This window comes from Enterococcus hirae ATCC 9790, assembly GCF_000271405.2.
GTDB lineage: Bacteria > Bacillota > Bacilli > Lactobacillales > Enterococcaceae > Enterococcus_B > Enterococcus_B hirae.
The window spans coordinates 665,818-679,758 of sequence record NC_018081.1; the positions used below are offsets into that span (position 1 = coordinate 665,818).

Here is a 13,941-nt window from a genome sequence, read left to right on the forward strand (position 1 = left end):
CTCGTTTTTCTTACTATTTTCTCTCTTCTATCTTGAGAGGGTTAGTTTGTCACCAGTTAATTGAATATTAACAGCATCTACTATTTTTCCTTCTTTTGACAAAACAGCAATATTTATGCCCGTTTTATTTCTTGCAACATTTATATCGCCCACTTTTATCGCAGCAAACTGTTGGTCAGCATACGGTGTAAAACTTGAAGAAACTGAGATCTCTTTCCCATTGATTTCTTGGCTAACAGAATTATAGTTCTTTGTCTGTGAAAATTCAGGATTTTTTCCTAACAGACGGATACCCGAAAAATTCCAAGAACTTTCTGAATCCCCATTTTTAAACTCAGGGAACAGCTTACGGATCTCTTCAGCTAACTGTTGGTTCATTTGTGTCTTGTCTCCTGCACCTGCCATCACAATCAAATGATCAGTTTGACTTAATGCTTCAAAATAGGCGTTAGCATTCCAAATACTCATCCATTTTGGATCTCCCTGTTGATAGATTGTTTCCCAAGCCTCTTTTGGTACTGAATGAATGGACTCTAAACCAAAATATTTTGCATTCGCTCGATTGACTTGTTTCGTTATATCCGTTTTTACGTGGGATAGTCCTCCCGAGTAAGCAGTATGACCAGTTTGATTATAAATCGTAAAGTTGGCAATCACCGGATTCAAATTCCCTTGTTTTTTTTGCTCTCTGACGTAATGGTATTGTTGATTGATCTCTCTATAAGAAAGTGCTATGTCATTGACTCCTAAAGCAAAAGTAAATAGAAATTGGGTAATCAATACGCCACTAATCACCCCATAAAACGCTCCCTGGGTAGATTTCAACACTTTATCTGGCCATTCAAACGCCATCGCCATAATGATAAATAAAACACCACCAAAAAATGATCTTCCCCAATCAAGTCCAGCTGGTGAAAGAGATAATACATAGATCGTGGCTATCCCTGCAAAGAGATAGATATAGGATAGTCTCAACCATTCTTTGTGTTTACTAAAGAAAATTCCCAACACGATCAGAACCGCCATCAACACAAAAAGAGCTAAACTATTTTCATATAGCGTTTTTGTGATTGAAAAAACACCTGAATACAATTTCCGAGGTAAAGACCACTGGCTACGAGCAAAATAAGTAGCTCGAACAGCATTTCCAGGGGCTGTTACCATCATGAATAAACCAAAAATTGCTCCTAACAATCCTGTGAACATCCATGGTCGTAAAGGCTTTTTCTTTTGATAATAAAAATAGAGGTAGCCAAGAACGATCAAGATCATCCCACCAGAAGTGTTTTCATTACACCAACCAGCTAGGATTCCTAAAATGAGTAGCAATATACTATTTACTATAGGATTGAATGATAATTCCTGCTCTTTCTCATAATAGCGATGGTAAAGAAAGAGGAAACTGACAACGATGATGCCTCCCCATAAATAATTAGCAGCACCAGTTTCCCACAAAATCGTTTGACCGAAAGCTGGGACAAATAACCATAAAAATACATTAATTAAAAAATATTTGAAGGAATAAAACGTAGTATTATCTTTTGTGGTCATTTTATAAATCAATAATGTCAGTAAAACATAGATCAGTGGATTGACCAAATTAAATACTGTTTTAGGCATCAACAAAAATAAACGTGCAATGATATGGACAACAGATCTTCCCGTCCAAGTCATATATTGTGTGTATTCATCATGTAAAATAGACGAAAAACTACTTGTTTTATACATATACTCAATATCATCCGCAATTAACGGTGTCAAAAAATTTAAAACAACCATGATAACATAGGCAGAAATAAGAACTAAAATTTTTTTATTATTGCGGATAGTCTCTTTTATTTGTTTCACTTCGCTCCTACTTTCTTCTTAAATTTTGCTATAAAAAGGGTTCCTGTGATTCACAAAGAAAATTATAGCATTTTTTGATTCAACTTACATTCTTACTTTTGTATTCGACTGCCACATAGATCAAATAAGGAAAAAACCATCAGTAATCATGAATGCGTGTTATGTACGAATAATCAAAGGACTAACCCTATTCTCCGACCCTGAAAAAGGGAGATAAAGACAAAGCACCTGACCTGTTCGTTATTCGAAATAAGACAGCATAAGCAAGATTATCGTAATAGCAAGAGGCTGTGAAAGAAGCGTTCAGCTCCGAGCGAATAAGAGAGGATTTTTTAAAATAGCTCCTCATATTTTAGAAAATCATCGATTATTGTTGAGGAGTTGTTTCTTGAACGCCGTGAATCAGAGGTCGTGAAAACATCGGGTAGCTCTGATGACAATAAGAAAGAATTTTTTGAAACAGCTTCTCATGTTTTGAAAAATTCAGGCTTATTTCAAGGAGCTGATGTTTGAACACCGTTTAGCAAAAGGCTGTGAAAGAAACGACTAACTCCGAGCAAATAAGAGAGGATTTTTTAAATAGCTCCTCATATTTTAGAAAACCATCGATTATTGTTGAGGAGTTGCTTTTTAAACGCCGTTTATTCACTTTTAGAGACACCCGAAGAGACTGAGGGGAGTTTTGGACTCCGAGGAAAATAAGAAAATACTTTTCGAAACACTTTCTCAGAAACATTAAGGTTTATTTCAATTAGCCTATGTTTAAACACCTTCTAGGGCAAGAAATCGTGAAAGAAGCTTTTCTTCTTTCTGTTCAAATTATTCTAAGATTTCTCTTCACCAACATCATTTTTCATAGCGCACAAATTTTTAGAACATAAATAAATCCCTTATGCTAAGAGCACAAGGGATAAAAAATCTTTTACACTTCATTCGTGTAAGGGTCCCATCAAAATTAAATTGATGCACCGAAAAATAGTATTATTTGTATACGGTTAATTCTTATTTACAAATTAATTGTATTTTCTAAATTCTTTTTTGTCAAGCCACTTATAAACCTTGACTTCTTCTATTAATTAATAATTTTCCCCATATTAACTATCTCTTTAGAAAGAATAAAACAAACAAAGGTTTCTATAAAATCCATCATAAAAGCGCATTTATTTCTATACTTAAATGTGAATAAATTATCAATCTACGGTTTAGTCAGAACTCTTTATCCTATGCCATAAAAAGGAGATCTTTTATGATATAAATTAAACAATACAAAAAGCAGATAACACAATCAATTACATGTTTGATTACTATGTAGGCACTAGTCCTATAACTAGTAAGAAAATTAGAACCGAGTATAAAAAGAAGACTAGTAAAGACCTAACATTTATTACTATTCATAGTTTTAGGCATACGTATGTAAGCCTACTTTAGTTATCAGAAAGAAATCTAAAAAAAGTACAGGAATATTTCATTCTAATGTGAAAACTACACTAAATGGATACACGCATTTAAATGATAAGTACAGTGATCAAACCGCTGATAAGCTAATGGAGTTTATGAGTTTAGATTAAATTTTAAATAACAAAAAAACCCACTAATTAAAGTGGGCTTGTGGGTATTGAATACCCTTTATTTAGCTAAAGCATCTTTAGCTTGGTCAGCTAATGCAGTAAATGCTGTTGCATCGTTTACAGCCAAGTCAGCTAACATTTTGCGGTTGATGTCGATTTCAGCTAATTTCAAGCCGTGCATCAATTTTGAGTAGCTTAAGCCATTCATACGAGCCGCTGCGTTGATACGAAAACCCTCATTTTTATCTACATTAAGGGGTATTCAATGGGGTATTCAATCAAAAATAAACAGGCATAGGATAAAGTTGATTTTTATTTAAAAAATAAACAAACAGAGATGAAATAACAAATATACTTAGTTCAATGAATTACTTCCAAAGAACATTCTACTTGTTTGCCCAACACTACTGTCTGCTTGAGGATATAATTTAAATAGTTCTTGATATATTTGTTCAATTTCTTTATTAGAAGTAACCACTTTATCTAATCGAAAAACCACACGAAATTTATCTAGGTTAGAATTTTTATCACTAAACGTTTTATATATAAAACAAGCATATTCTTGCATCAACGAATCAGATTCCAAGTCTTCCAATGTATACAAATTATTTTCATCTTTATTATCAAAATCGAGCATTATTAATTCTTGACCAATAATCTCTGTATACTTAGACAACTTAGGCTCTTTTAATTCAGCTAATACAACAGTTTTACCGTCCACAGCGAGTTCTTCTGCAAATTCCTGCATTGAAATATCTACTAATGTATTCATTATAGTGTTAGATATTTTGCGGATGGTTATTGGATTGGGTTTTTCTTTATTCGGAATATTACTTAGATATACTTTCATACTCTCTGTCCTCCAACATTAGTAATCTACCGTATTTTAAAACGATTACTTTCTCTAATAATATCGTTTTTTCTTCTGTCAATCCACGTTTTCCTTTTCGAAAATTATGTAGATTTTGATTGTGAATACCAATGGCTTTAGAAAAAACGTTCATTTTTACCCCATAAATTTTGTCCAATATATGTAGCCAAGCCTTTACTTTTTCTTGTTTCTCAGTCAATTCCTCTGCTGTTAATTTTTTTGAATTCATTTAATTTATCCTCCGAAATTATTTTATTAATCAATTTAGGTCCGGACTATATCATCAATTATCAACTGAAGTCAAGAATGGATATCATTTTCGGACAACAAAAAATAATTAGTGTATTTTTATTAAAAGAATGCTCTTATTTTCTTGTTCCGTTCTTAGATATATCGAAACCATTAAAAACATTGATATATCAACGTTTATTTTATTTTCCATCTTAAATTCGACCTAAAAACACCTTAAATTGAACATGAAGTGGATAATTCCCCATAAAAATTTTTTCGTGAAGTCTGAGAGGTATATTTTCAAAAATCCATTGAAAAATCGTTGATATTACAATAATCTTGTATTTCTGTCAACAAGTAGAAAACCCTTGATTTTACTGGCTTTTTAAAGGGTCATTTTTTAAGTGGTTTTTGACAATATTTTTGAGATAGATTTTTGAAAAAAAAGAAGAGACATGACTTTACTCACATCTCTTCTAACAATTCTTTTTCTTTTGTTACTACATGTTTCTCCCAAAGACAAGCTACTAATTCTTCACTGAATAATACTCTCTCTTGTTCTTCAATAGATAAATTTATAAATTCCTTATATAAAGCAGTAGCTACTCTATTGATTACTACTTTAGGAATAGTTACATTCGCTTGAACAAATACTTTCTTCACTTTGTTTTGAACATATTTCTTTCGGGCTAATTGATTAGTATTCATCTATTCTCCTTACATGAAAAAGTGGTCAAACATTGCAATAGTGAAAAAATATTGTTCAAATTCAGCTAACACTCCATCGAACGCTTGTTTATATAAATAAATAGGTTCATTATTATCGGTTAGTGAGACATATACGTTATCCAAATGAGAAGTATTTTTTCCATTTATACTCATTTGGTTGTTTAAAACCGCAAGTGATGGAGCTTCCTCATTTTCTAGACTACTTAACATTTTACTTATATCTCTTGTGTCCGTTGCTTGCTTTGAATGGATAGGTTTTACTACCAGTAATGCTTTTTCTACACGATTTTCTTCTGTTACCAAGTCTTTTACAGTGTGTAAACTTATTATTATTTCATCAGCTTTTTGAGTTACTAAATAATAATTTGTTTCTCCAGAACCTTGATTTAAAAGCAGAGTCACAAATTTATCATATTTACTACTATCAATTTGTAGATTTGAACCAATTTCTGTTGCCTCTACTACTTCGGCTTTAGAGTTACCTATATAAAAAAATGGGTTTGAAGCACTAGGATTCCCATTATAAAATAAAGTGCCTACATTTAATCCATCCATCTCAAAAGCTTCATAAATATCTTGTTGATTTACAACAATATTCGTATTGAACCTATCATCCTCAGTTTTTATTTTATCTTCTAAAGATACTTGAAAGGTGCTTTCATCATTTTTCATTTGTATAAATTGGTCTATCACACTTAATTCTTCAACTTTTTCAGTTGAAGCTGTAGGTATATTACTGTTAGAACTACTTTCATTTTCAATAGATTCTTCTTTAATTGTCGAAGAATTGCTATTAACTGCTTTTGCTACCACTGGTTCTTTTATTTGTGAATATAAATAAGCTCCTGTTCCCCCGCTTATTATAGCAATTCCAACTAAAGCTACACCCATCTTTAACCATTTTTTCATTTTATTCACCTCTTCTGTTATCTTTTATTAAATAAATTAATCACAAACACTATTCCAGCAACAAACAAAAAGGAAATAAACAGATGTTGGAAAACAAAATCCAATACATGTATCAAAATGGTTATGACAATTACTAATAATACTATCCAACCAATGCAGCCACACCCTTTTTCTTTTTCGTCAGGTACTTCTATCATTTCTTGAAAAATCCTTCCGCCCTTTAACGCCATTATTTCAATCCTTTCTTAAACTTTCTTGATGCAAAAAATCAAGGTTTTTGCCAAGACAAAAAAAGCCTGCTTTATCAACTTCAAATCATTGATAAGACAGCCTTTGCCTGTTTGTTATTTTTTATTTGTTCATCGGTAAAAAACCTTGATTTATTACCGGTCATAATCTTGCTTCCCTTTTCTATGTTACCTTCAGTAGAAAAATTAATCAAGGGTTATTTTCTGGATAAACCCTCATTTTTAGCTACATTATAAACTGTTTTCACGCTAACATTACATTTCATAGCAATTTCATTTAGTGATAGCTCTTTTTTATCATACAATTTAATAATTCTCTTTTTTACGTTATTTTTAATAGGTGGTCTGCCCAATCGTTTATCTGTATTCGCTAGTGCTTCTTTTGTTCGAATGCTAATATTTTCAGCTTCAAATTCTGCTATCGCTGCAAGCATCGTATAAAATAATCTACCTTGAGCAGTTTTAGTATCTACATTTTCCTGAATACTTTTTAAGTAAACACCCCTTTCGTTCAGTTCCGACATTAAATTAACTAATTGTCTTGATGACCTGCTCAATCTCGATAAATTATAGACAAGTAACGTATCTCCTTCATCCAAACTATCTAGAGCTTTTTGAAATTCACTTCGATTCTCTTTTCTTCCAGATATTTGTTCTGCATAAATAATGGACGGTGAAAACTTTTCTATCGCTTTCTTTTGGACTTCCAATCCAAGTTCTTGTCTATTTGTTGACGTTCGAATATAGCCGATAATTCTATTATTCATATATATCCCTCCTTTTTTGTTCTTAGTTTAGTTCAAATTAGCTACTTTATATACGAAAATACCCTAACTTCAGGGAAAGTTAGGGCAATTGAAAAACATTTAAAGATTTAGAGGTCATTATAAATGGTTTTTCGTCAAGGTAACTATATTATCTCATCAAATATAACGTTTGTCTATAAAATGAATCATGCCTTTACTTTTCTCTTATATCCCCTTAAACAAAGCACTAATTGCTTATTTATCAACTTATACACAGCATTTCTATACACTGGAAATTTGTAAAAAAACTCAGATTTGATATAATAAAGAAGTGATTAAAATAACAAAAAGGAGGTATTTTTAATGACAAATGGAAGCTCACAAGGACTATTTGTAGTTGTAGCAATCGTAATATTCGGTATTTTTGTTTTGATTAGCTATTTACTTTTCAAGGATAATTTAAAACCTAGTTTATCTAGGATATTTAATGATAGCTTAGAACAATCAGCAGATTATTTAACAGGAGTCGCAAACCAAGAATACTTAAATTTTTCTACTACTAACGGTAATGGAATCAATGGTTTAACTTCAAGTGCTTATAACGAAGATGGAAGTATTAAGAAAAATTTAAAGACACTGGCATTACCAAATACTATTCGTGGGAGAGATTTACAAACTATTGATTTTACTAATTCTGGCACTAAATTTCAAGGGGTCGAAAAAATAGTTGGAAATTCTAATCTAAATAGAGTGACTTCTACAGCAAATATGAGAAGTAACACTATACTTGAATTAGATTTCAGCAAAACAAAGGTAACAAACTTAGGGGTTCAAGACTTTTTAAGAGATAATACATCAATAAAGAAATTGACATTAGGGGAACATTTTACATCTTTTGGGTATGCTCCATTTCAAAATTCCGTGTTAGAAGAATTAACCTTAACAAATAAGACGCCAATAACAGATTTATCTAATGGATTCTTTAATCTTCCAAGAAATCAAATAACTTTAAATGCCCCTAAAGAATTAGAAGAACAACTAAAAAGCTATGAAAGTAGATTTAAAAAAGTAAACTATTACTAACAGTAAACCATCAGAATTAATCTGTTGGTTTTTTTCTTTGTCAACAATTCTAACTATGTCATTAAAATTTCCATCATCGTTTTTACGATGGTATAATATAGATATATAGTAAATTGAAAATGGATAATTACGAGATGGATACTTGAGAGAAATTTCTCGATTTTTTCTCTCAATTTTCTGCCCCTACATTATCCCTACATTGTGAATTTTCATACCTTACATTATCCCTACATCGACCCTACATAAAGTGCTTTTTGGATTTTATGGATGATAACTTTAAGATAACTTTCGTGATAACTTTTTGAAAACTCGGTGATTTTTGATGAAATTTTACAAATTTTGAATGGAAACCTCCGTGAATTTTTCGAAACAGCAACTACCTAAAAAAATTTCTAAAATTTGAACAAGAGATTCCTTACCATGTAGGGGTCACAAAATTGGATTATTTCGACCTTTACCAACTATATAAAAATGGATACTTTTAAGAATGAAAATTACTGAAAAAAATGTATAAAAATTATTGGAGGGAGTGAATTTGAAAAAATATATTGTCAACAAAAGAGCGATTGATAGTGATGAATTATTACAACTAGCTATAGATCTAATGGGATTTATGAATCCACCTTAGAAAAACTGCTACAATGTAACAGAATCAGCTTAGAAGCTCGTTTAAGCACGTTAGAGAAGCATAAATGGATTTCTAAGGAAAAGTTGTCCAAGCACTTCTATTATTCTAAGAAGTTTGATTTAGACAATTTAAAGCACTTGGACTTACAAGCCAATGCCTTACAAAAAATGTTAGCACTAGGATTTAGAACAGCTAATCTTTCAATAGCTACGAATCAACAAAAACAAGTGACTGCTTCTTTTTATAGTTCTGTAAGAAATATCTATAATCATAAAAATTTCAGTCAGAAGCCACAAGCTTCCCAATTGTTTAATCAATGCTTATCCAATGAGAATAAAGAATTTTATATGAAATTCACAGAATATCAACACGTTCAAATACCGATTCAATTTTCTAGTGCTATTGATGAGAATCAATTACCCCACACTCATTCTTTAGATACTTTAGATATTATTGCAATCCCTACTAAAGAACAATTACCTGCTATTAGAAGTAAACTCAGAGATTTTAATATGTATAAAGTGCAGAATAATACAGAATTTATTCGTGATGACATCCTAATCTCTATTCAAAGCGAAGACTGCTTCTTTTTCTATGCGAAAAACGAACAACGACAATGGATATTATATAGAATTGAAAGACTATTTGCATTCATTTATTATTTGTCTAATTATTTTAAATCCAATGAGAAAATTACTTTTTCAAATGATGTAGAAAAATATACCAAGTTAGAAACTTTATATGCAAAAAGCAGTGAAAATAGAAAACAATACAATACGATAGGTAAAAAGAATGCAAAAAAAGAAGCACAGTCTTAGTTGATTGTGCTTTTATATTCATTATTGAAACGGATTAAACTCATCCAAGCTTGATTGAAGCTCTTCTTCTTCAATTCCTATGTATCTTAGAGTTACACTCTGGCTACTATGGTTTAAAATTTTCATCAATGCCGTTAAATCCTTTGTTTTCTGATAATAGGTATAACCAAAGGTTTTTCTTAATGTATGAGTTCCTATATAGTCTAAATCAAGGAAATTAGCCGTTTTCTGCATAATCTTATAGAACTGATGTGTAGCTAAATGTTTCGTATTATCCCTAGGTGATGGAAATAACCACTCACTTTCCCCATCATGTTCTTCGTCTAGGTATTTAATTATTTGATTCGTTAATTGCATCAGATTAAGTGTTCTTTTCTTTCCTGTCTTTTTCTCAATAATATTCGCTTTTAATTTCCCTTTTACATCTTCCACTTTTAGATTCAATATATCTGAAATTCTTAGTCCAGTAAAAACCCCAAACATAAATATTGTATAGTCCCTTTGTCCATGTTTGTTTCTCAACAGTTCGTTTGAGAAATTTATTAATACTTCCCTAGATTTAATTGGTTTGACATTAATATTTCCTTGTGGCATATTCCTCCCTCCATAATGAATGAATTATGGATACTTTCTATCTCTTATAATATAAAATTATCCATCTCTCTATAAACCAAGAATGAAACATTGATATAATAGGATTCATGATGGATAGAAATTACAAAAGTATCCCTTGCAAGGACCTTTATAGCATCATCTTATAAGGGTTGCAAATTTATAGAACAAAAAATATCACCAATAAATATTAGTGATATTTTCCAGTTATTATTTATTTCTCAAACTCTCATTTATTTTTTTTGACAGAGTTCTCCCTATACCTGTAAAGAATTTATTTTCTTTTTTAGGTGTCCATTTCTTGCTATCTAATTCATCAGAAAACATTATTATTAGTGAAGGAATTACGTCTATAAAGCATTTCAAAACAACAATAGATTCTATTGTTTCTGCCATTTCAAAGTATTCTGCTCCTCTATATTCATTAACGTCTATATCCACATAACTTTTCTCACCTAGGGTTAAAGAAAAATACTCTTGAAATCTTGTTAACTCTACTTTAACACTTGAGATTTCCTTATTTTCAAATAAAAATAAGAGAGTTGTTAGCATGTTTAAAATTTTCTCTCCAGAACCCGAAATTTCTGCTAATTTATCTTTAGTTTGTCCCTTAAAACTAGTCAACTTTAGTAATTTAGTTTCACTGTCCTTTTCCAAAAAATCATCTGGATTATCTATTAAATAATGTGTCATCCAAATAAACAAATCTGTTTTTATCCCCAAAACTCGTTGTTCTGTTATAGTTAAATCTTTTTTATAACCGGCTAACTTTCTTAAATTTTTTAGGGTACTATTATTGTATCTTTTATTACATATGTAATGATTTTTACCCTCATAGTTAAAAATAATCACATTCATCGCATATGTAGAAACACGCTTTTCTCGACGTGGATTCACAGCTTCATGATTTTTAACGTATTCATAGTTAAATTGCAAGTAATTATAGTAAATATCTTTACCATTTATTATCGTAAATTGGTTTTCTTCATATACAAAGTCAACTTCATAATTCAGAGGAGTATTATCAAAAGCATCAATCTCTCTTATATGATTTTGTTTATTTACTTTTATATTATTAATTAAATCATCCAAAGAAATATTTGAATTATCAATCCATTTAGAATAAATCATAACTTAAAACTCTCCTCCTACTTTTGCAACAATTGAAGTCTTTTACTATCTATATTCGTCATACCAAGACATTTCCAACCGCTTTCTTTTTCGCAAACAAGATAATCATTATTTCCTTTATTATGCTCTTCTAATAATAAAATAAATTTAATTTCTCTTGTAATCGATATTCCTTCTTTGGGGCTTTTCTGTAAAATTTTATTTATATCAATTTCATATTCTTCAGAAGTAGAAATTTCTTTTACAAAAGAAGAACTCTTATTGTTCTGCACTTGTAATAAGTAACAATCAGGAGCTTTTAATGAAATCAATGGGCATTTCCTCTTTTTACCCTCTATTTTAATGTTAGCTTTTATTTCCAATTGTTTATCTATATCCTTATCATAAAGAATTAGTTTGTCAGATTCTTGTTCTATTGCTTCTATATAAATTCTAATTATTAACTTATTTTTTTTATAAAAATAGTCTATAGCGGAGAATAAACTATTTCCAATAAAACTAAATATAGCAATATCAAATCCTGTAAGGATTTTTGTGTCTGGGATATTAACAAAAAAATGAGCAATCGGTATAAAATAAGAACAAACTCCTGAAATAATAACAATTATTAACTGCTTTATTTGTTTAAATATTTCATTCTTCATAAAAGTACCTCAGAAGACATTTAGAAACGAAGCTATCAAAAACTTTCTCAATTTTTCGTCCTAAACAAATACCATTTGATTTAATAGTAATTTCAGAACTAGTATTTTTATTTAAAAATCTAAGTTCCATAATATCTATAGATTCTTTGTCTGAAATCCATTCTAATTCTGAAACGATTTTATATATATTATTTGGTTGCGTCCTCAATTGCAGTAACCAATGATTAAGCTCTTCTTGAATACCATCCTCTGCATCTTCAGACATTTTTATCTTGGTTAAAACAATATCTGAATTTTCAGAAGTAGCTTTTACTAAAAAAAGCATCAGTTCTGTATTAAATAAAACTTGTCTAAATCCTCTTTTTCTTTGCGACTTGATAAAATCAGAATAATTAATCTCAGAAGAATCATATGGAATCAGCAAAAATTCACATGAATTACGGTCTACTTTTTTAAAAATTTTAGCAAATTCCATAAAAACATCTCCTAAATTTTGATGGTATATTCAATATTTATTATACAATAAATCTTCATTAGTAAACAGAAAATTCCTATTTCTCTGGGAAAAAGTATAAAAATCCACTTATACTTCTTATAGAATTCTACTACTCGATATCATATAATAGTCTCAACTTTATCCTATGCCATAAAAAGGAGAATTTTTATGGCACAAATTAAACCATACAAAAAACAAGATGGCACTATCAATTATATGTTTGATTTTTATGTAGGCATCAATCCTAAAACTGGGAAGAAACAGAAAACAACTAGAAGGGGGTTTAAAACAGAGGAAGAAGCTAGTTTAGCATTAGCGGAATTAAGTCTTTTGGTTGCAACTGAACAGTATGTACCTAAGAAACACCATACCTTTAATGAAATTTTCACACTATGGTATAAGCAGTATTGCAACCTAGTAAAGGAAAGCACTGCAGTTACAGCTAAATGTGAATTCAAGTATGCAATATTGCCAAAATTTCAAGAAATGAGAATCCAAGACATTACTCCAATTTATTGTCAGCAAATAGTAAATGAATGGTATAAAGATAAACCAAAAAGAGCTAGTAGGTTTATTTACTATTTTAATAGAGTAATGGAACATGCTATGTTCTTAGAATTAATCTATCAAAACCCAATGGCTAATGTTAAAAAAACAGTAACCAATCTTAATTTAAATCATTATGAAGAGTTTTCAAATTTTTTTACTAAAGAAGAATTAATCGAGTTTCTGAGATTTACAAAAGAAAATTTTGATTCTGAAAGATATGCCTTTTTTAGAACACTGGCATTTACTGGATTACGCAAAGGAGAAGCATTTGCTTTAACTTGGGAGGATGTTAATTTTGACGAGAAGTATTTAGAAGTAACTAAAACTGTTGCTAAAGGAGACAGAAACAAAATCCTAATTCACCCACCGAAAACAAAGGCTGGTTTTAGAAGAATAAGTTTGGACAATGCCACATTAGAATCTCTAAAGACATGGCGTGAAAAACAAGCAATAAAATTTGGTTTACCTAAGATAAATCCTAATCAGATTATTTTTTCTAATTATAAAAATACTTATCTCGAATCAGGTATAACTAAAGAGTGGTTTTTAACAATTCAGAGATTGTATAGGAAAAAGACTGGTAAAGAAATCAAAACAATCACAATGCACGGTTTTAGACACACACATGCAAGTCTATTATACAAAGCAAATATCCCAATTAAAGAAGCTCAAGAAAGACTTGGACATTCAAATGTGAAAACGACACTGAACATTTACACTCACTTATCCAAAGACCAAAGAGATAAAACAGCTAATCGTTTTGCTGAGTTTATGAATGAAATATAACAAAATGCAAAATAAAAAACCCACTGATTATAGTGGGTTCGGGG

The 13,941-nt window shown here is 30.4% G+C and carries 12 protein-coding genes and 3 pseudogenes; 3 read left to right on the forward strand and 12 right to left on the reverse strand.

Translation table 11 applies throughout. The features are described 5' to 3' along the window. Positions 1–27 precede the first annotated feature (27 nt). The 8 genes and pseudogenes from EHR_RS03230 to EHR_RS03265 form a co-directional block, all read right to left on the reverse strand. On the reverse strand, positions 28–1,848 hold the full coding sequence (locus EHR_RS03230; RefSeq protein ID WP_010736904.1) for a DUF3329 domain-containing protein: 1,821 nt from the start codon (positions 1,846–1,848) through the stop codon (positions 28–30). A gap of 1,626 nt (positions 1,849–3,474) precedes the next feature. Then, positions 3,475–3,645 (reverse strand): annotated as a pseudogene (gene rplT / locus EHR_RS03235) (50S ribosomal protein L20); the annotation flags it as partial. Positions 3,646–3,780: 135 nt separating this feature from the next. After that, positions 3,781–4,266: pseudogene (locus EHR_RS03240) on the reverse strand (hypothetical protein); the annotation flags it as partial. Continuing rightward, complete coding sequence (locus EHR_RS03245; RefSeq protein ID WP_010736902.1) at positions 4,247–4,516, reverse strand: hypothetical protein; 270 nt, start codon at positions 4,514–4,516, stop codon at positions 4,247–4,249. The pseudogene EHR_RS03240 and the gene EHR_RS03245, both read right to left, overlap by 20 nt. A 467-nt stretch (positions 4,517–4,983) precedes the next feature. After that, positions 4,984–5,226 carry a hypothetical protein gene (locus tag EHR_RS03250; RefSeq protein WP_010736901.1) on the reverse strand — a complete coding sequence of 81 codons (243 nt, stop codon included), beginning with the start codon at positions 5,224–5,226 and terminating at the stop codon, positions 4,984–4,986. A gap of 9 nt (positions 5,227–5,235) precedes the next feature. Then, positions 5,236–6,156: a hypothetical protein gene (locus EHR_RS03255; RefSeq protein ID WP_010736900.1), complete on the reverse strand. Its 921-nt coding sequence runs from the start codon at positions 6,154–6,156 to the stop codon at positions 5,236–5,238. 17 nt (positions 6,157–6,173) lie between these two features. Further along, entirely contained in the window at positions 6,174–6,386 is a 213-nt protein-coding gene (locus EHR_RS03260) for a hypothetical protein (RefSeq protein ID WP_005233820.1), read from the reverse strand. A 215-nt stretch (positions 6,387–6,601) separates the two neighbouring features. Continuing rightward, positions 6,602–7,171, reverse strand: coding sequence for a recombinase family protein (locus EHR_RS03265; RefSeq protein ID WP_010736899.1), 570 nt, complete (start codon positions 7,169–7,171; stop codon positions 6,602–6,604). Between the two features lie 342 nt (positions 7,172–7,513). Between EHR_RS03265 and EHR_RS03270 the strand changes: the two genes are divergently transcribed. Further along, a complete protein-coding gene (locus tag EHR_RS03270; protein ID WP_010736897.1) occupies positions 7,514–8,233 on the forward strand; it encodes a hypothetical protein in 720 nt (239 codons plus the stop codon). A gap of 535 nt (positions 8,234–8,768) precedes the next feature. Next, positions 8,769–9,679: pseudogene (locus tag EHR_RS03275) on the forward strand (hypothetical protein). Between the two features lie 21 nt (positions 9,680–9,700). Here EHR_RS03275 and EHR_RS03280 read toward each other — a convergent pair. From EHR_RS03280 to EHR_RS03295, 4 genes are all read right to left on the reverse strand, one after another. Beyond that, positions 9,701–10,273, reverse strand: a complete 573-nt coding sequence (locus EHR_RS03280) for a tyrosine-type recombinase/integrase (protein ID WP_010736895.1) — start codon at positions 10,271–10,273, stop codon at positions 9,701–9,703. Between the two features lie 228 nt (positions 10,274–10,501). Continuing rightward, complete coding sequence (locus EHR_RS03285) at positions 10,502–11,422, reverse strand: hypothetical protein (RefSeq protein ID WP_010736894.1); 921 nt, start codon at positions 11,420–11,422, stop codon at positions 10,502–10,504. A 17-nt stretch (positions 11,423–11,439) separates the two neighbouring features. Continuing rightward, a complete protein-coding gene (locus EHR_RS03290) occupies positions 11,440–12,066 on the reverse strand; it encodes a hypothetical protein (RefSeq protein WP_010736893.1) in 627 nt (208 codons plus the stop codon). After that, on the reverse strand, positions 12,056–12,541 hold the full coding sequence (locus EHR_RS03295; RefSeq protein ID WP_010736892.1) for a hypothetical protein: 486 nt from the start codon (positions 12,539–12,541) through the stop codon (positions 12,056–12,058). The genes EHR_RS03290 and EHR_RS03295 overlap by 11 nt, the downstream gene beginning before the upstream one ends. A gap of 189 nt (positions 12,542–12,730) precedes the next feature. Between EHR_RS03295 and EHR_RS03300 the strand changes: the two genes are divergently transcribed. Then, positions 12,731–13,897: a tyrosine-type recombinase/integrase gene (locus EHR_RS03300; protein WP_010736891.1), complete on the forward strand. Its 1,167-nt coding sequence runs from the start codon at positions 12,731–12,733 to the stop codon at positions 13,895–13,897. Positions 13,898–13,941: the final 44 nt, after the last annotated feature.

Excerpts from the sequence above, each read along its gene's own strand:
- EHR_RS03245 (WP_010736902.1), bottom strand. The coding sequence starts at position 4,516 with ATGAATTCAAAAAAATTAACAGCAGAGGAATTGACTGAGAAACAAGAA.
- EHR_RS03250 (WP_010736901.1), bottom strand. The coding sequence starts at position 5,226 with ATGAATACTAATCAATTAGCCCGAAAGAAATATGTTCAAAACAAAGTG.
- EHR_RS03255 (WP_010736900.1), bottom strand. The coding sequence starts at position 6,156 with ATGAAAAAATGGTTAAAGATGGGTGTAGCTTTAGTTGGAATTGCTATA.
- EHR_RS03260 (WP_005233820.1), bottom strand. The coding sequence starts at position 6,386 with ATGGCGTTAAAGGGCGGAAGGATTTTTCAAGAAATGATAGAAGTACCT.
- EHR_RS03265 (WP_010736899.1), bottom strand. The coding sequence starts at position 7,171 with ATGAATAATAGAATTATCGGCTATATTCGAACGTCAACAAATAGACAA.
- EHR_RS03270 (WP_010736897.1), top strand. The coding sequence starts at position 7,514 with ATGACAAATGGAAGCTCACAAGGACTATTTGTAGTTGTAGCAATCGTA.
- EHR_RS03280 (WP_010736895.1), bottom strand. The coding sequence starts at position 10,273 with ATGCCACAAGGAAATATTAATGTCAAACCAATTAAATCTAGGGAAGTA.
- EHR_RS03285 (WP_010736894.1), bottom strand. The coding sequence starts at position 11,422 with ATGATTTATTCTAAATGGATTGATAATTCAAATATTTCTTTGGATGAT.
- EHR_RS03290 (WP_010736893.1), bottom strand. The coding sequence starts at position 12,066 with ATGAAGAATGAAATATTTAAACAAATAAAGCAGTTAATAATTGTTATT.
- EHR_RS03295 (WP_010736892.1), bottom strand. The coding sequence starts at position 12,541 with ATGGAATTTGCTAAAATTTTTAAAAAAGTAGACCGTAATTCATGTGAA.
- EHR_RS03300 (WP_010736891.1), top strand. The coding sequence starts at position 12,731 with ATGGCACAAATTAAACCATACAAAAAACAAGATGGCACTATCAATTAT.